Source organism: Sphingomonas jinjuensis (genome assembly GCF_014197105.1).
Taxonomy (GTDB): Bacteria; Pseudomonadota; Alphaproteobacteria; order Sphingomonadales; family Sphingomonadaceae; genus Sphingomonas; species Sphingomonas jinjuensis.
In genome coordinates this window covers 198,784-215,575 of record NZ_JACIEV010000004.1, presented here as the reverse complement: position 1 = coordinate 215,575, position 16,792 = coordinate 198,784, and the positions used below count along the sequence as shown (strand labels likewise).

The window sequence follows — 16,792 nt, the reverse complement described above, 5'->3', positions numbered from 1 at the left end:
CCGGCTCGAGGCCGGGATGACGAAGTGTTCCAAGAGCGATAGTTTCGCGCCTATGCGCGCTCTCCTCCCCATCCTGCTGATAGCGACCCCAGCCCTCGCCGATCCCGCCGCCACGCTGCACAGCCGGTTACCCGCAGGCGCCCGCGCCGGGCTGCTCGTGGTCGACGAGGGGGGCCGCGAGATCGTGGCGGTCGATCCCGACGGCCGCTACATCCCGGCGTCGAACACCAAGCTGTTCACCACCGCCGCCGCCTATGCGACGCTGCCCGTCGACGCGCCCGACGATTCCGGCGGCGCATCGGTGCGGCTGGAGGGGGGCGACGTGATTCTCGCTGGGCATGGCGATGCGCGGCTGTCGAGCGCGCCGGATTGCCGGGCCGACTGCCTGGCGACGCTCGCCGATGCGGTGGCGGCGGTGGCGCGGCGGGTTCGCGACGTCGTCGGCGACGACAGCGCCTTCCCCGACGAGCGCTGGAGCCCCGGGATGAGCTGGAACAACATTCCGACGCGGTCGGGCACGGGCATCTCGGCGCTGACGCTCGATGACAACGAGGCGGTGGTGACCGTTACCCAGGCGGGAGTCACCAGCGGCTATTTTGCGATCGACAACCACGTCGTGCCGGGCGCCCGCACGTCGATCGACGCGACGCGGATGCCCGGCGAGCGCTCGCTTCGGCTCGACGGCACGATCGCGCCGGGTGGCGAGGAGCAGTTGCGCGTCGGGATCGACGATCCGGCGCATCATGCGGCGTGGCGGCTCAAGACGCTGCTCGAGGCGCGCGGCGTTCGGGTGACGGGGGGTGTCCAGGTGCGGCATCGGCGGCTCGTCGCCGCCGACGATCCGGCCGTGCGCGGGACCGCACCCGCCGCCCGGCCGCCCGAGCCGCCGGTGCTCGCCCGATTGACGCCGCCGCCGCTCGCCGAGGATATCGCGCTGACCAACAAGGTCAGCCAGAACCTCCACGCCGAATTGTTGCTGCGCCGACTGGGCGCGGTCGACGGCACCGGCTCGATCGCCGATGGCCGCGCGAAGGTCGCGGCGACGCTGGTGCAGGCGGGTGCGCCGCGCGCGGGGTGGGATTTCGCCGATGGTTCGGGGATGTCGAGCTACAATCGCGTCAGCCCGCGCGCCGGCGTCGCGCTGCTACGCTGGGCGGCGGCCCAGCCCTGGGGCGCGGCGTGGCGGGCGACGCTGCCGATCGGCGGGCTCGACGGGACGCTGAAGCGGCGTTTTGCGGGGACCGCGCTGGCGGGCAAGATCTTCGCCAAGACGGGGACACTCAGCGCCACCAGCGCGCTGTCGGGCTATCTGATCGCGGCGAGCGGGCGGGTGCTGACCTTCTCCAGCTTCGTCAACGACGTGACCGAGGGGCAGAGCGGGACGGCGGCGGTGGATGCGACATTGGTCGAGGTGGCGGCGGACAACTAAGGTCACCCTCACCCTTCCGCGGCTTCGCCGCTCCCTCCCTCTCCCAGCGGGAGAGGGAAGAGCCGCCGCAGGCGGCGAAGGGTGAGGGTGGTTAGTCCAACGCCCCGATCACCGCATCCCCCACCTCGGGCCGCAGCGAATAGATCCGCTGCGCCTCACGAGAATGCCGGCTCGGATGCACCCGGTTGGTCAGCAGCGTCCACGCCACCCCGCGGCCATAGTCGATCCACAGCCCCGTGCCGGTGAAGCCGGTGTGCCCGATCGTCTCGTCGGAACAGCCATCGCCGCCGGGCCAGCCATCGAACCGCCGTTCCCACCCCGCGGTGCGGTCGCCGTTCATCCGGGTGCGCATCGCCGCGACCGCCGGCATGTCGCGGGTCAGCAGCGCCTGCGCCGCATCGAGGACGCCGTCGATCGTCCCGAACAGCCCGGCATGCCCCGCCGCGCCGCCGAGCGCGAAGGCGTTCTCGTCGTGCACCTCGCCCTTCATCACCCGGCCGCGCCAGGGGCAGGCCTCGGTCGCGACGCAGGGGCCGGGCGGGCGATAGGACAGGCCGGGCGCCAGCCGCCAGGCGTCAAGCGGTGCGCCGGTCAGCCGTTCGATCGCAATCCCCAGCAGGATGAAGTTGATGTCCGAATAGACCGCCGGTCCCGCCCGCCATTCGCGTTGGAGGACGAAGGCGCGCAGCCGCGCGGGGTCGTCGCCATAGGTGTAGATCGGCTCGACCGCGGGCAGATGCGTGGCGTGCGACAGGCAGTCGCGGAACGTCAGCCGCCGCTCCGCCGCGCCGGCGACGTCATATTGGCGCAGGTCGGGGATGGCGTCGGTCAACGGGCGGTCGAGGTCGATCCGCCCCTCGTCGGCGAGCGCCAGGATCATCGGCGTCGTGGCGAGCACCTTACTGACCGAGGCGAGGTCGAACCAATGGGCGCGGGTCAGCGGTTCGGGCACCGCATCGCCCGCCAGCCGCACCGCGCGGCGGCCATCGGCGGTGACGATGCCGAGCGCAGCGCAGGGCAGCTCTCCGGCCCGGATCGCGGCGGCGGCGATCGCGAAGCCGGCATCGGCGGCGGCCTCGATCATGCGGCGTCCTCACGTGGACGCAGGCGAGCGATTACCGGCAGGAACAGGACGGCAGCGAGACTAAGCCCGCCCGACAGCCAGAAGAAACCGTCCCAGCCGATCGCCCGCTGAATATTGCCGCCCGCCCCGGCGATCAGCCGCGGCAGCAGGAAGGCGAAGCCCGACAGAAAGGCATATTGCGCCGCGGGCCAGCGCGGATTGACCAGCATTGACAGGTAGACGACGAAGATCGCGCCCTCCAGCCCGTGCGCGAACTGGTCGAGCGCGGTCGCGCTATAGATGACGAAGGCGCTGGGGGCGGCGTACCACAGCCACACGAAGATCCAGTTGCCGACCGCCGACGTCGCCGCGCCGATCGCCAGCGCCACCGGCAGGCGAAGCTTCACCGCCAGCCATGCGCCGAGCGCGACCCCGACCATGCTCGACGGCAGCGCGATGACGCCGTCGGCGACGCCCATCGTCGTCAGGTCGTAGCCGGCGGCGATCTCGAGCGGCTTGGACAAGGCCAGCGTCAGCACGTCGCCCATGCGATAGAAGCTGACGAACGCCAGCACCGGCAGCGCGGCATAGCCGAACCGCCAGAAGATATCGACATAAGGCGCGACCAGTGACGAGGTTCGCAAGGGGGCGTCGGGATGAAGTCGCCTGATCCGCGGCAGCGCGGCGGCGAGCAGGACGAAGGGCAGGAGGCCGATGACGAGCACGGCGCGCGTCGCATTGGTCTTGGCGCTGATGCCGATCGCCTGCGCTGCTGCCAGCACCGCCCAGCCCACCACCGCGGTCAGCAGCACGCCGGCGGCGAGGATCGCGGCGCTCGCGACCAGCCCGGTGCCGATCGCAACCCAGCGTTCGCCGGTGCCGCTCGCATCGCGCTTGAGCGTGGCGAGGAGCGGCAGCGCCAGCGCGGCGGCGGCGGCGATGACGAGGTATGCGGCGGTCCAGCTGGCATGGTCGGCGACGATCAGCGCGCCGCTCCCCGACGCCACCATCGCGCTGCGATAGCCCCACAGGTTGGCGGCGGCGAGCGGTCCCTGCGTTTCGGGCGTCGGGCCGAGCTCGATTCGCCAGGCATCGGCTGCGACCTCGAGCGTCGTCGTCCAGAAGGCGAGCAGGACGGCGAACAGCGCGGTCAGCGGCAGGCTGGCATCGCTGGCGGTGAACGCCATCGCGACCATCGACGCGACGATGCCGAGCTGCGCCAGCATGATCCAACCGAGCCTTTTGCCCCAGAAGCGCGAGAAGCCGGGGATGGCGAACCGGTCGACCAGCGGCGCCCAGGTCCATTTGAACGTCGGCAGCAGCTGCACCCAGCCGAAGAAGCCGATCAGCACGAGGTCCACGTCGTGCTTGGTCAGCCGTGCGGCGAGCACGGTGGAGAACATGTAATAGGGCAGACCCGCCGAAAAGCCGAGCAGTCCGAACAGCGCCATCGTCTGGCGGCGGCTTGCCGGTGCGGCGGCGAGGTCCGCGGCGAGGTCGGGGGCGGGGTGCATCGGCGCGAGGTTTCCGCGGGATGGCGGGCGGCGTCAACGGGGCGTGCTGCCTCCGCCCTTACCTCGTCATCCCCGCGAAGGCGGGCATCCATACTCGCTGAACGACGTGGGTCCCAATGCCACCTGCGACTATGGATCCCCGCCTGCGCGGGGATGACGGGGCCGCGCCTGTGGCTTCCTCGCGTCACCCACAAAAATTGTGCAGCGCGCCGAAAAACCCTCTTCCGTTCCGTGACCGATTGATGACTATTCACGGTCAAAGCCTGCCCATGGGGAGCGCGGGCGAGGGGGAAACATATGATGCGCAGCTCAGCCCTGGTTCGGGCCGTCCTTCTTGCGGGCTCGGCGCTCGCCAGCCCCGCGGCCATCGCGCAGACCGCCGGCGCCGTGGTCGAGCCGGCGACGGGTGACGCGCCCCCGGCCGTCGTCGCGACGACGCAGGAGACGCCGCCCGCCAACACCCCGACCGGCGCGGCGACGCCGCTCAGCGGCGCGAACCTCGCGGCGACCGAGCAGACCAACGGCGAGGTCATCGTCACCGGATCGCGGATCAAGCAGGACCCGAACAACTCGGCGCTGCCGCTGCAGATTATCACCAACGCAGAAATCACCCGCAACGGGCTCAGCAGCCCCGAACAGCTCATCAGCTTCCTGACCACCAACGGCTCGGGCGCGGATAATCTGGCGTCGAACGCCGACGTCACCTCGGGCGCGCAGCGCGGCACCAACGGCCTGTCGGCGGCGAACCTGCGCGGCCAGGGATCGGCGGCGACGCTGGTCCTGCTCAACGGCCGCCGCGTCGCCGCGCACGGCCTGTCGGGCTCGGCGGTCGACGTGAACCAGATCCCCTTCGCCGCGATCGAGCGGGTCGAGGTGCTGAAGGACGGCGCCTCGGCGATCTATGGCACCGACGCGATCGGCGGCGTGATCAACTTCATCACGCGCAAGGATTACAAGGGCATCGGCGTCCAGGCGTTCAACGACATCACCGAAGAGGGTGGCGGCAACATCTATCGCCTGTCGGCGATCGCCGGCTATGGCGACCTCGACCGCCAGGGTTTCAACATCATGGGCGCGGTCGCCTATAGCTGGAACAAGATCCTGCGCGGGTCGGATCGCGACTTCGTCAACGGCAACCAGCCCAATCGCGGCCTGTCGATCGACACCCGCGGCACCCCGATCGCCACCGCCTTCGCGCTGAACAACGCCGCGAACATCCAGCGCGGCGCGTTCGCGGGGCAGGTCGGCACCTTGTTGGGCGGCACCAGCGGCACCTTCACCAACGGCGGCGCGGCCGCGACCGGGCCGCTCAACGGCCTGCTCGTACCCGGCGGCACGACCACCTATGGCGCGGGCGGCATCAATTACCTGAACCTGCCGGGCGGCGCCGGCTGCGAGTCGATGGACGGCGGCATGGCGTACGATGCCCAGCTGTGGAACAACGCCAGCGCGCGCTATGCCTGCGCTTGGGATACTGGCCGCGCCGCGGTGATCCAGCAGCCGATCGAGACGCTGACCTATTACGCGCGCGCCGTGTGGCGCCCGGTCGGCAGCCACGAGCTGTCGCTCGAGGTGACGGGTTCGGACGCCAAGTCGGCGAAGAGCTTCTCCAACCCGCAGGTGTCGACCAACACGTCGAATTTCCAGGTCACCTATCCGCTCAACAGCCTGACCGCACCGACGTACAACGCGGTCTACAACGCCATCGCCGGGCAGTTCCCCGGCGTCGCCGCCAATTACGGCAAGCCGATCGCGTTCCGCTGGCGCTGCATCGCCTGCGGCCCGCGCGAGTACAAGACCGACACCAAGACGCTGCGCATCGCGCTCGCCGCCGAGGGCCCGCTGTGGGAGGGCTGGGACTATCGCGCCGGTGGCAGCTATTCGCGGTCCGAGGCCACGTCGGTGCTGGGCAGCGGCTATTACTACCGCGGCACGCTGGCGAGCGGTGCCTATGATCCCAGCGCGCCGACCGCGCCGGGGGCCGCGGGGCCGGGCCTGGCGGGGCTGATCAACAGCGGCATCCTCAACCCCTTCAGCCTGCAGCAGAGCGATGCCGCGCTGGCCGGCCTCAACGCCGTGTCGGCGTTCGGCGCGACGCTGTACGGCGGCAAGTACGAGCTTCGCCAGGTCGACTATTCGATCTCGGGCCCGCTGTTCCGGCTGTGGGGCGACCAGTCGGTCCAGCTCGCCGCGGGCATCGATTATCGCCGCGAAACCTATTCGTTCAACGGTTCGGCCGCCGCCGCCGCGACCGCACCCAACATCTTCCTGGCCGCCTTCGACAACGTCAACGCCCTGACCCCCCGCAATCGCACGGTGAAGGCGGCCTATGCCGAAATGCTGGTGCCGATCCTGCCGGGGCTGGAGGTGAGCGCGGCGGGCCGCGTCGACGACTATACCGGCTTCGGCACGACGACGAACCCCAAGGTGTCGATCAAGTTCAGGCCGTGGGCGCCGCTCTTGTTCCGCGGATCGTACAACACCGGCTTCCGCGTTCCGGCGTTCAACCAGATCTTCAACGGCGCGACCGTCTCGCCCTATTCGGGCAGCGATCTCGCCGATCCGATCCGCTGCCCCGGCGGCGTGCCCAACGCGACGGTGCCGGCCTGTGCGATCATCCGGCCCGACGTCATCACCGGCGGCAATCCGCAGCTGGGGCCGGAGACGGCACGCCAGTTCAGCGCCGGCGTCGTCATCCAGCCGGCGCCGATGTTCTCTGCCTCGGTCGACTGGTGGAAGATCGACGTCGACGATACCATCCAGCTGCTGACGCTGCGCCAGCTGATCGACAACGCCGCGCTGTTCCCGACCCGTTTCCAGCGCGATGCCTCGGGCACGATCATCGGTCTCGACGACACCTGGATCAACGCCGGCTCGCGCCGCACGCAGGGGCTGGAGGTCGCGCTGCGCGGCGGCGTCAATGCGCTCGGCGGGCTGTTCTCGGCGGGACTTGACGGCACGTACCTGCTCAAGAAGCGCGAGAAGCTGACGCCGACATCGGCCTATGGCCCCAGCCTGATCGGCGTGTTCACCTTTGCCGGCGACCTTGGCGTCCGGTGGAAGCACAATGCCTTCGTCAGCTATTCGACCGACCAGTGGGTGCTGGCGTTCACCCAGATCTTCCGCAAGGGCTACAAGAACTTCGCGCTTCCCGGCATCGCTGCGGGCACGGTGACGCGGCCCGACTACAACACGCGGGTCAACGACTATATCATCTACAACCTGTCGGGCAGCTACACCGGCCTCGCCCCCGGCTTCCGCATCACCGCGGGCGTGCGCAACCTGTTCAACATCGATCCGCCCTTCGCCGTCACCTACGACGGCAACACCGGTGCCGGCGGCAGCTGGGAACCCCGCATCGCCGACCCGCGCGGCCGGTCGTACACCATGTCGGTGGAGGTGAAGTTCTGAATCGGGACGAAACCGCTGTGGCGATGCGGCACCTGGAAAGGTAGCAGTGGGAGCATGATGCGCTCCACCGACCTGTTGATTCCCCGCGACGCGCTGCGTTGCGGGCGAACAACTTCGACGCCATTCGCTTGTTGATGGCGCTGCTCGTGGTGTGGTCGCATTGCTTCGCGCTGTGGCTGGGCACTGAGGACGGCGAACCGATTTCCCGCCTATTTGGTGGTGTATACAACGCCGGCAATATTGGTGTGCTCGCGTTCTTCACGATCAGCGGCTTTCTGATCACGCTGAGCTACGAGCGGACGAAGTCCCCTCTGCAATTTCTGAAAAAGCGCGTGGCGCGTATCTACCCCGGGTACCTTGTTTCGGTGACGGTATCGTCGCTGGTCTTTGTTCCGCTGATTTCAGACTGGCGGTGGAGCGATCTGACGGTCGGCGATATTCAGGGGATGCTGTCGAACCTGCTGCTGCGCAATTTCATTGTCGGGGCTGACCGTTTGCCCGCTGTCAACGGTGCGCTTTGGAGCATTCCCTTTGAATTCTGGTGCTATATCGGGGTCATGGGGCTTGGACTGACCGGGCTCATCAAGCGGCGCTGGAGCTATGCGATCGCCGCGGCCGGGGTAATGTTGGTGCGCGTCTGGCTCGATGCGACAGGCCGACGTCCGGGCGGCGGACTGATTGAATCGATCATTGGCTTTCCCTATTTTTGGTTCAACGTTGCGCCGCCATTTCTGCTCGGCGGCGCTGTCTACCTCAATCGTGATCGCCTGCCGCGCAATGCGATCGTGTTCGCCCTCATGCTCGTTGCAACGATCCTCGCGTCGCATCTGCCGATCGCTGACCCCTGGCGAAGTATCGTTACGCGAACCATGCTACCGCCCACGCTGACTTATGGCGTATTGCTGCCGGCTTTCTCACGAACCGTGCGGTTGCCCGATGTGGCGCGTTTCGGGGACTTTTCGTATGGCTGTTATCTTTATGGGTTTCCGATCCAGCGATTGCTCGAGCATTACGGGCGAGGATCGATCAGCTTTAGCACCTACATCGTGCTGTCATTGACGCTGTCACTCCTTGCTGGTTCGGTGAGCTGGTATGCGGTGGAGCGCTGGTTTCTACCCCGACTGCGGCGGCAACCCGATCGCGTGAAGGTTGGTCCCGCATTGCGCGAGGAAGCGACCGTCGTCGCGCCATAGGATACGCCGCCGGAACGATCGGCGGCGTTCGCGCGCTTGGGCGCCGATGCCGAGCAATCGCGACTATCTGATCTTCACCCCCGACGATGTCGATCTGTCCCGCTCGCCGCTGCGGCGGGGGATCGATGTCGACACCTATGTGCTGGGCGCGTTCAATCCGGGGATGACGCGACTGCCGAGCGGCAACCTGCTGCTGATGGTGCGCGTCGCCGAGGCGCTGCGCGACCCGGTGGCTGGCGATATGGTCCATGCGATCCGCTGGACGGCGGACGGCTATGTCCTCGACGCCTGGCCGCTCGACGCGGTCGACATGGCCGATCCGCGCCAGTTCGCGCTGAAGGCGAGCCGCCATCGCATGCTCGCGCTGACCTCGCTGTCCTGGCTGCTGCCGGTGGAGCTCGATCCCGAGGGACGACGCGTCGTCGACGTCCATTACGATCACGCGATCGAGCCGGCCGCGACCTGGCAGGACTATGGCGTCGAGGACGCGCGGATCAGCCGGATCGACGGGCGCTGGTACATGACGACCTGCTCGGTCAGCGCCGAGCGGCATTCGACGACCCTCCACACCTCCGACGACGGGCTGAACTATCGGCTGGAGGGCATCATCCTCGATCACCAGAACAAGGACATGCTGTTCTTCGAGGGCAAGCCGCAGGGCCGCTTCCTGGCGCTGACGCGGCCGCTGGGCGAGGTGTATTTCGCCTATCCGCCGGGCAGCGACTATGTCGGCGGGCCGTCGATCAATCTCGCGTCCTCGCCCGATGCGCTGCACTGGAAGCCCGTCGAGGCGCCGGGGATCAGGGCGCGCAAGGGATCGACCTCGGCGATGAAGGTCGGTGGCGGCACCCCGCCGGTGCTGACCGACAAGGGCTGGCTGGCGATCTGGCACGGCGTCGAATCGCGCGAGACGGTGGGCGTGTATCGCAGCTTCTGGGCGCTGTTCGACCGCGACGATGCGACGCGGCTGATCGCCATCGACGATGCGACGCCGCTGATCGAGGCCGATCCGGCGCTGACCGCGCCGATCGCGCACCAGATGTACCTGCCGACCCCGGTGGTGTTCTCGACGGGCATCGTCGATGCTGGGGACGATTGGCTCATCGCCAGCGGCGAGGCGGACCTCGCCTGCCGCATGACGCGGATCGCCAAGGGGGAGTTCGGGTGAGCGGCGAGGACGCGCCCTGGTGGCGATCCGCCGTCATCTACCAAATCTACCCGCGCTCGTTCCAGGATTCGAACGGCGACGGCGTCGGCGATCTCGCGGGGATCGAAGCGCGGCTCGATCACCTCGTCGACCTCGGCGTCGACGCGCTGTGGATTTCCCCGATCTATCCGTCGCCGATGGCCGACTTCGGCTATGACGTTGCCGATTACTGCGACGTCGATCCGCGCTTCGGGAGCCTCGCCGATTTCGACTCGCTGACCGCGGCGGCGCACGCGCGCGGGCTGAAGCTGCTTCTCGATTTCGTCCCCAACCACACGTCGAGCGAGCATCCCTGGTTCCGGGCCAGCCGCTCGTCGCGCGACGATCCCAAGCGCGACTGGTACATCTGGCGCGACGCCGCACCCGATGGCGGGCCGCCCAACAACTGGATCAGCGACTTCGGCGGCTCGGCCTGGGAATGGGACGAGAGCACCGGGCAATATTACTACCACGCCTTTCTGAAGGAGCAGCCCGACCTCAACTGGCGCAACCCGGACGTCGTCGCGGCGATGATGGATGTGCTGCGTTTCTGGTTCGCGCGCGGCGTCGACGGTTTCCGCATCGATGTGCTATGGCACATGGTCAAGCACCCGGGTTTTCCCGACAATCCCTGGAACCCCGACTGGGTGCCGGCGATGGGCGAGCGCGATCGCGTGTTCCAGACCCATTCGACCGACCAGTCCGAGGTGCATGAGCTGGCGGCGGCGATGCGCGCCATCGCCGACGAGTTCGGCGAACGGGTGCTGATCGGCGAAATCTATCTGCCGGTGCCGAAGCTGATGACCTATTACGGCTCGGCGGCGGCGCCCGAAGTGCATCTGCCCTTCAACTTCCAGCTGATCGGTGCCCGCTGGGACGCGCGCGAGATCGGCAGGATGATCGCCAATTATGAGGGCGCACTGCCCGCCGGTGCCTGGCCGAACTGGGTGCTCGGCAACCACGACCAGCCGCGGATCGCGACCCGCGTCGGCGAGGCGCAGGCGCGCGTCGCCGCAGTGCTGCTGCTGACGCTGCGGGGCACGCCGACACTCTACTATGGCGACGAAATCGGCATGGTCGACGGCATCATCCCGCCCGACCGCGTCATGGACCCGCGTGAATTGCGTGAGCCCGGCTATGGCCTGGGCCGCGATCCCGAGCGCACGCCGATGCAATGGGATGCGTGTGCGCATGCCGGCTTCTCGACCGCGGAGCCGTGGCTGCCGCTCGGCCCCGACTGGCAGACGCGCAACGTCGCGGCGCAGGCGGCGGACGATCGGTCGATGCTGGCGCTCCACCGCCAGTTGCTGGCGCTGCGCCGCGCGCACATGGCGCTGGCGATCGGCAGCTGGCAAGCGCTGCCGGCGGCGGGTGATGTTCTTGCCTATGAGCGCCACCATGGCGACGAGGCGATCGTCGTCGCATTGAATCTGGGCGATACGCCGCAGCCAACGGCGCTGCCCGGCGGCGAGACGCTGCTGAGCATCGGTGGCGGCCTGTCCGGCGGTATGCTCGGTGCCGACGCCGCCGTCATTCTGAAGAGGTAAGCCCATGAAAATCGCGATGATCGCGCCGATCGCCTGGCGCACGCCGCCGCGCCACTATGGCCCGTGGGAGTTGGTGACGAGCCTGCTGACCGAGGCATTGGTTGCGCGCGGCGTCGACGTGACTTTGTTCGCAACGCAGGACAGCCATACCGCGGGCACGCTCGCCGGCGTGGTGCCCGCGCCCTATGAGGAAGACCCCTCGATCGACGCCAAGGTGTGGGAATATCGCCACCTTTCGCACATCTTCGCGCGCGCGGGCGAGTTCGACCTGATCCACAACCAGGCGGACTTCCCCGCCCATGCCTTCGCGCCGCTCGCCGCGACGCCGATGGTGACCACGATCCACGGCTTTTCGTCGGACCGGATCATGCCGATGTACAAGCCGTTCGAGGATCGCATCCACTATGTCGCGATCAGCGATGCCGACCGCGCCGAGGGTCTTCGCTATGCCGCGACGATCCACCACGGCATCGTCCTCGACGACTTTGCCTTCGATACGGTGGGCAGCGACGATCTGCTGTTCTTCGGTCGTATCCATCCCGACAAGGGCGCGGCCGAGGCGATCGCGACCGCGCGTGCCGCGGGGCGGCGGCTGCACATGGCGGGCATCGTCCAGGATCGCGGCTATTACGAGCGCGAGGTCGCCCCGCACGTCGACGGCGATCGCGTCCTCTATCACGGCCCGGTCGGCGGCGAGACGCGGGTCCGCATGCTCGGCGCCGCGGCGGCGCTGCTCCACCTGATCAACTTCGACGAGCCGTTCGGCCTGTCGGTGGTCGAGGCGATGGCCTGCGGCACCCCCGTTATCGCCACACGGCGCGGATCGATGCCCGAACTGATCGACGACGGCGTGACGGGCTATCTCGTCGATCGCGCCGAGGACGTGGTAACGGCCATCGGCCGCATCGACGCCCTAGACCGCGCGGCGCCCCGCGCGGCGGTGGCCGAACGCTTCACGGTCGACGTGATGGCGGAGCGCTACCTGGCGCTATATCGGGAGATATTGGGGGGCGCCTGAGCCGTCATGGTCAGTCTGGAGCGGGTGAAGGGAATCGAACCCTCGTCGTAAGCTTGGGAAGCTTCTGCTCTACCATTGAGCTACACCCGCACATCAGGCGACGCGGGCAATGCCATGAAGGAGAGGCTGGCGTCAACGGCGCAAGAAGGGGTGGTCGCGGCGACGACGGCGGACGCTCTATCGCGTCTTCGCTCGCTTCGGCGCCCCGGCCTTGGGCGGCGGCAGTTCGTCGGCGGTGATGTGGGCCAGCGCGCTCATCCAATCGGCGTCGTCCCAGCGGTCCGGGTCGATTAGCAGGCTCGGTTTGGCGCCGGGATAGGGCGGTGCTTCCTCGGCCCCCGCGGCATGGGCGCGGCCGCCGGCGGTCGGTTTGACGAACAGCTGGTCGTCGGCGACGATCGCGATCATCGTGCCGTCGCAATAGACGCCATATTCGCCGAACATCGGCTTTGCCGTGACGGCGCCCGCCCCGGACAGTTGCTCGACGAGGAAGTCGACGGTCTTTCGCTGCGAGGCCATGGACTTCTCCTGTCGGTCAGTGGGTGGGCCGGGTCTCGCCGTCCAGTTCGGTGGCCTCGCGCACCACCTCGATACGGTCCCCGGCGTCGCGCATGACATAGAGCTTGCCGCGCGCGTTGTTGAACGGACGGTGGAGGACCATCATCAGCGTGCCGTCGAACCGCCGGAACAGCATGCCGTGGCCGCTGTCGGCACGGACCAGCGGCGGCAGCTGCTCCCACGGCCCGGCAAGCGTGCCCGACCGGGACCGCGCGAGCGACTGGACATAGCCGTTCGCGTCGTAGCTCGACCACAGCATCAGCAGCGTGCCGGTGCGGGTGCGGAACAGTTCGGGGCCGTCGGTGACGAAATCCTGCTCGGCGGCGGGCTTCGACGACCGTTTCACCCATGGCGCGTCGGACGCCTTGAACAGGAGCTGCGGCGCCCCTGCGGCGGCGAGGTCGTCGGTAAGCGGCATCGCCTCGATCGTCCCGTCGCCGATCTGCACCCATTCATGCGCATAGACGAGCCACGGCTTGCCCCAGGAATCGACGTAGAGCGTGCCGTCGAGCGTCATGCGCGACGGATCGACGAGCGGGGCGCCGTCGCGAACGAGGCGGAACGGTCCTGCCAGGCTATCGGCCACCGCCAGGATGGTGCTGCGCCGGACCGGCCGACGCGGCCCGACCGGCGGCAGCGCCATCGCCTCGTTGTGGAAGGTCGCGAACAGATACCAGCGCCCGCGCCAGCGATGAACCTCGGGCGCCCAGGCTCCGTCGTTCGCCCAGCTGTCGGCGGGCAGGGTGAAGACCAGCTGCGGACGACGCCAGTGCTTCAGGTCGCGGCTGGTATAGGCCATGATGCCGAGACGGCGGTCGCCGGTCAGCGCCGGCTCGTTGCGGGTGAACAGGTGATAGGTGCCGCTGGCCCGGTGGGCGACGATCCAGGGATCGTGGAGCGGCATCGCCGGCATAGTCAGCGGTGCCGCCGCATTTCGTGCAGGGCGGGCGGGCCGCGCCGCATTGCCGCCGGTCGCCGCCAGCAGCGCGCCGGCGATCAGCAGCGTCCGCATCATCGCATCCCTTTCGCGATCAGAAGCTCGCCTCGTCGTACACCTTCGCCACGTCGCCGTTCCAGGCGCCGTGATAGCGTTCGAGCAGGCGTTCGGCGGGCACCTTGCCCGATCGGACGATCTCGCGCAGCGGATCGAGGAAGCCGGTTTCGTTGTCGCCCGCCTTGTCGAGCCGCGCCCGCGCCGACAGCCCGGCGGAGGCGATGTCGATCACCTCGGCGGCGATGTCGCGCAGACGCCCGTTGCCCAGCGGGGCGTCGAGGCCGAGCTTCGGCACCGCATCGCGCAACGTCTGCCGCTCGTCGAGCGACCAGCCCTTGACCAGATCCCACGCCGCGTCGAGCGCACCCTGGTCGTAGAGCAGGCCGACCCACAAGGCGGGCAGCGCGCAGATCCGGCCCCACGGCCCGCCGTCGGCGCCGCGCATTTCCAAGAAGGTCTTCAGCCGCACTTCGGGGAAGGCGGTCGACAGATGGTCGGTCCAGTCGTCGAGCGTCGGCTTCTCGCCGGGCAGGACCGACAGCTCGCCCTTCAGGAAATCGCGGAACGACAGGCCGGCGGCGTCGATATACTGACCATCGCGGTAGGCGAAGTACATCGGCACATCGAGCATATAGTCGGCGTAGCGCTCGTAGCCGAAGCCGTCCTCGAACACGAACGGCAGCATGCCGGTGCGTGCGGGATCGGTGTCCGACCAGATATGGCTGCGGTACGACAGGAAGCCGTTGGGCTTGCCTTCGGTGAACGGCGAATTGGCGAACAGCGCGGTCGCCAGCGGTTGCAGCGCGAGACCGACGCGGAACTTCTGCACCATGTCGGCCTCGGACGCATAGTCGAGGTTCACCTGGATCGTGCAGGTGCGCAGCATCATGTCGAGCCCCATGCTGCCGACGCGCGGCATGTGGTTGAGCATGATGCGATAGCGGCCCTTCGGCATCAGCGGCAGGTCGCCGCGCGCCTTGTCGGGCCACATGCCGAGGCCGAGGAAGCCGATCCCCAGCTCGTCGCCGACCTCCTTCACCTGCGCGAGGTGACGGCCGGTTTCGGCGCAGGTCTGGTGAAGATTTTCGAGTGGCGCGCCCGACAGCTCGAACTGGCCGGCGGGCTCCAGGCTGACCGAGCCGTCGGCACCGATCAGCGCGATCAGCTTGCCGTTCTCCTCGACCGGCTGCCAGCCGAAGCGCTGCAGCTGGGTGAGGAGATCGCGGATGCCGCCCTGCTCGTCCCAGCTCGGCGCGCGATGATCGTCGCGGCGATAGACGAACTTCTCGTGCTCGGTGCCGATCCGCCAGCGCTCGGCGGGTTTTTCGCCGCGCGCGAAGCTGGCGATCAGCTGGTCGCGCGACTCGATGATCGGCGAGTCGGTCACCACGGCGGTCTTGGTCGTCATGGGCGCGCCTTACGCGGGGATGAACCGGTTCGCCAGCGGCTCGTTATGTGCGATGGATCAGGCGGGCTTGGGCGTGCGGATCGGGGTGTATTGCGCCGACACTAGGCGCCAGCCGTCCTTGTCTGCCCGGGCGACATAGACGCCACGCAGCCCCATCGGGCCATAGCCGAGCCGGATCGTGACGATCGCGGTGGCTCCGAAGCGGCGGACGGTCTTTTCAGTGACGGTCACCGGCGGCGCCTCGCGCTTCTTGTCGGGCGCGTAGAAGCCGATCACCTTGTCGCGCGGATCGACCTCGCCGACCGGCGAAATTTCGACAAAGTCGGGCGCGGTCAATCTAGTCAGCGCCGCCTGGTCGAAGTCGCGCTGGGCGGCGACATAGCCGTCGACCGCCGCCTCAGGCGTTGTCGCCTGCGCCAGCGCGGGGCCGGCGGCGAGGAGCGAGACGGCGAACAACGCATGGCGGATCATCGGCGACCTTTCGAAGTGTGTCGCCCGGCTAACACACGATCGTGGTTAGCGCCAGTCCCCCGCCGCCGCCATCCACAGCGATACCGCCGCCGCCGCCGCAGTGTCGGCGCGCAGGATGCGGGGGCCGAGGCCGATGCCGACCGCCTGGGGTAGCGCGCGGATCGCGTCGCGCTCGTCCGCGTCAAAGCCGCCTTCCGGCCCGATCAGGATCGCCGCCGCGCCGGGATGCGCGCGCATCGCCTCGAGCGCCGGCACGCCGCCGGTTTCGTCGGCGAAGAACAACGTGCGGTCCTGGGGCCAATCGCGCAGGAGGGCCGCCAGCTTCACCGGCTCGGCGAGAGCGGGGAGCGCGGTGCGGCCGCACTGCTCGGCGGCCTCGACCAGATGCGCATGGAGTCGTTCGAGGTTGAGCCGGTCGACGACGGTGCGCCGCGTGAGCACGGGTTGCAGCCGGGCGACGCCCAACTCGCAGGCTTTCTCCGCCAGCCAGTCGACCCGCCCCTTCTTCAGCGGTGCGGCGCATAGCCACAGGTCGGGCACCGTCTCGCGCGGCGACAACTGCTGGGTGATGTCGAGCGTGATCCGGCGCTTGCCGACGTCGGCCGCGATTGCGAGCCATTCGCCGGTCGCGTCGTCGAACAGCTTGAGCGGATCGCCCGCCTTCATCCGCATCACCTGCACCAGATAGTGCGCCTGCGGCCCGTCGATCGTGATCGGGCCGGCGGAGAGCGGGCCGGGGACGTAGAGCCGCGGGGTGGATTGCGGCGGCCAGGCGGGGGTGGCGGTCATGGGTCGGGCTTAGCGAAACCTTGCCGACTTCGTCATGCTGAACTTGGTTCAGCATCTCCCATGATGGCGTGCGCGGGTGGCCAGAGATGCTGAAACGAGTTCAGCATGACGGTTGGGACGCGGCGGCGGTCGCCCCAACTTTCCTGCCATCCCCGCGAAGGCGGGGATCCATAGTCGCGGATGTGACTGAGTCCCACTACGACCAGCCAGT

Annotated in this window: 13 protein-coding genes and 1 tRNA gene; 6 read left to right on the top strand and 8 right to left on the bottom strand. The window is 68.5% G+C overall.

The window, feature by feature from the left end; genetic code table 11:
• The first annotated feature begins 52 nt into the window (after positions 1-52).
• A complete protein-coding gene (gene dacB, locus GGQ80_RS08680) occupies positions 53-1,429 on the top strand; it encodes a D-alanyl-D-alanine carboxypeptidase/D-alanyl-D-alanine endopeptidase (protein WP_183983795.1) in 1,377 nt (458 codons plus the stop codon).
• A gap of 91 nt (positions 1,430-1,520) precedes the next feature.
• Here the strand turns inward: dacB and GGQ80_RS08675 are convergent, their stop codons facing one another.
• Both GGQ80_RS08675 and GGQ80_RS08670 read right to left on the bottom strand, forming a co-directional pair.
• Positions 1,521-2,513, bottom strand: a complete 993-nt coding sequence (locus tag GGQ80_RS08675) for a serine hydrolase domain-containing protein (RefSeq protein ID WP_183983793.1) — start codon at positions 2,511-2,513, stop codon at positions 1,521-1,523.
• Complete coding sequence (locus GGQ80_RS08670) at positions 2,510-4,006, bottom strand: MFS transporter (protein ID WP_246346963.1); 1,497 nt, start codon at positions 4,004-4,006, stop codon at positions 2,510-2,512. The genes GGQ80_RS08675 and GGQ80_RS08670 overlap by 4 nt, the downstream gene beginning before the upstream one ends.
• Positions 4,007-4,306: 300 nt before the next feature.
• On the opposite strand from GGQ80_RS08670, the gene GGQ80_RS08665 reads away from it, so the two are divergent.
• The 5 genes from GGQ80_RS08665 to GGQ80_RS08645 all read left to right on the top strand — a co-directional run bounded on the left by GGQ80_RS08665 (position 4,307) and on the right by GGQ80_RS08645 (position 12,361).
• Entirely contained in the window at positions 4,307-7,417 is a 3,111-nt protein-coding gene (locus GGQ80_RS08665; RefSeq protein WP_183983791.1) for a TonB-dependent receptor domain-containing protein, read from the top strand.
• A gap of 98 nt (positions 7,418-7,515) precedes the next feature.
• Positions 7,516-8,610 carry an acyltransferase family protein gene (locus tag GGQ80_RS08660; protein WP_183983789.1) on the top strand — a complete coding sequence of 365 codons (1,095 nt, stop codon included), beginning with the start codon at positions 7,516-7,518 and terminating at the stop codon, positions 8,608-8,610.
• A gap of 46 nt (positions 8,611-8,656) precedes the next feature.
• Entirely contained in the window at positions 8,657-9,778 is a 1,122-nt protein-coding gene (locus GGQ80_RS08655; protein WP_183983787.1) for a glycoside hydrolase family 130 protein, read from the top strand.
• Positions 9,775-11,343: an alpha-amylase family glycosyl hydrolase gene (locus tag GGQ80_RS08650; RefSeq protein WP_183983785.1), complete on the top strand. Its 1,569-nt coding sequence runs from the start codon at positions 9,775-9,777 to the stop codon at positions 11,341-11,343. The genes GGQ80_RS08655 and GGQ80_RS08650 overlap by 4 nt, the downstream gene beginning before the upstream one ends.
• Before the next feature lie 4 nt (positions 11,344-11,347).
• Positions 11,348-12,361, top strand: coding sequence for a glycosyltransferase family 4 protein (locus GGQ80_RS08645; RefSeq protein ID WP_183983783.1), 1,014 nt, complete (start codon positions 11,348-11,350; stop codon positions 12,359-12,361).
• A 16-nt stretch (positions 12,362-12,377) separates the two neighbouring features.
• Here the strand turns inward: GGQ80_RS08645 and GGQ80_RS08640 are convergent.
• From GGQ80_RS08640 to GGQ80_RS08615, 6 genes are all read right to left on the bottom strand, one after another.
• Positions 12,378-12,451 (bottom strand) — tRNA-Gly (locus GGQ80_RS08640).
• A gap of 87 nt (positions 12,452-12,538) precedes the next feature.
• The gene (locus GGQ80_RS08635; RefSeq protein ID WP_183983781.1) at positions 12,539-12,880 is read right to left on the bottom strand and encodes a TfoX/Sxy family protein; all 342 of its coding nucleotides are present in this window, start codon (positions 12,878-12,880) and stop codon (positions 12,539-12,541) included.
• A gap of 16 nt (positions 12,881-12,896) precedes the next feature.
• Positions 12,897-13,931, bottom strand: a complete 1,035-nt coding sequence (locus GGQ80_RS08630) for a glycoside hydrolase family 43 protein (RefSeq protein WP_183984090.1) — start codon at positions 13,929-13,931, stop codon at positions 12,897-12,899.
• Between the two features lie 19 nt (positions 13,932-13,950).
• Positions 13,951-15,321, bottom strand: a complete 1,371-nt coding sequence (locus GGQ80_RS08625) for a glutamate--cysteine ligase (protein WP_183983780.1) — start codon at positions 15,319-15,321, stop codon at positions 13,951-13,953.
• 57 nt (positions 15,322-15,378) lie between these two features.
• The gene (locus GGQ80_RS08620; RefSeq protein WP_183983778.1) at positions 15,379-15,792 is read right to left on the bottom strand and encodes a nuclear transport factor 2 family protein; all 414 of its coding nucleotides are present in this window, start codon (positions 15,790-15,792) and stop codon (positions 15,379-15,381) included.
• Between the two features lie 45 nt (positions 15,793-15,837).
• On the bottom strand, positions 15,838-16,581 hold the full coding sequence (locus tag GGQ80_RS08615; RefSeq protein WP_183983776.1) for a 16S rRNA (uracil(1498)-N(3))-methyltransferase: 744 nt from the start codon (positions 16,579-16,581) through the stop codon (positions 15,838-15,840).
• Between the last annotated feature and the right edge of the window lie 211 nt (positions 16,582-16,792).

What these genes read in the sequence shown, in the direction of transcription:
- dacB (WP_183983795.1), top strand. Translation starts at nt 53, where the DNA reads ATGCGCGCTCTCCTCCCCATCCTGCTGATAGCGACCCCAGCCCTCGCC.
- GGQ80_RS08675 (WP_183983793.1), bottom strand. Translation starts at nt 2,513, where the DNA reads ATGATCGAGGCCGCCGCCGATGCCGGCTTCGCGATCGCCGCCGCCGCG.
- GGQ80_RS08670 (WP_246346963.1), bottom strand. Translation starts at nt 4,006, where the DNA reads ATGCACCCCGCCCCCGACCTCGCCGCGGACCTCGCCGCCGCACCGGCA.
- GGQ80_RS08665 (WP_183983791.1), top strand. Translation starts at nt 4,307, where the DNA reads ATGCGCAGCTCAGCCCTGGTTCGGGCCGTCCTTCTTGCGGGCTCGGCG.
- GGQ80_RS08655 (WP_183983787.1), top strand. Translation starts at nt 8,657, where the DNA reads ATGCCGAGCAATCGCGACTATCTGATCTTCACCCCCGACGATGTCGAT.
- GGQ80_RS08645 (WP_183983783.1), top strand. Translation starts at nt 11,348, where the DNA reads ATGAAAATCGCGATGATCGCGCCGATCGCCTGGCGCACGCCGCCGCGC.
- GGQ80_RS08635 (WP_183983781.1), bottom strand. Translation starts at nt 12,880, where the DNA reads ATGGCCTCGCAGCGAAAGACCGTCGACTTCCTCGTCGAGCAACTGTCC.
- GGQ80_RS08630 (WP_183984090.1), bottom strand. Translation starts at nt 13,931, where the DNA reads ATGCGGACGCTGCTGATCGCCGGCGCGCTGCTGGCGGCGACCGGCGGC.
- GGQ80_RS08625 (WP_183983780.1), bottom strand. Translation starts at nt 15,321, where the DNA reads ATGACGACCAAGACCGCCGTGGTGACCGACTCGCCGATCATCGAGTCG.
- GGQ80_RS08620 (WP_183983778.1), bottom strand. Translation starts at nt 15,792, where the DNA reads ATGATCCGCCATGCGTTGTTCGCCGTCTCGCTCCTCGCCGCCGGCCCC.
- GGQ80_RS08615 (WP_183983776.1), bottom strand. Translation starts at nt 16,581, where the DNA reads ATGACCGCCACCCCCGCCTGGCCGCCGCAATCCACCCCGCGGCTCTAC.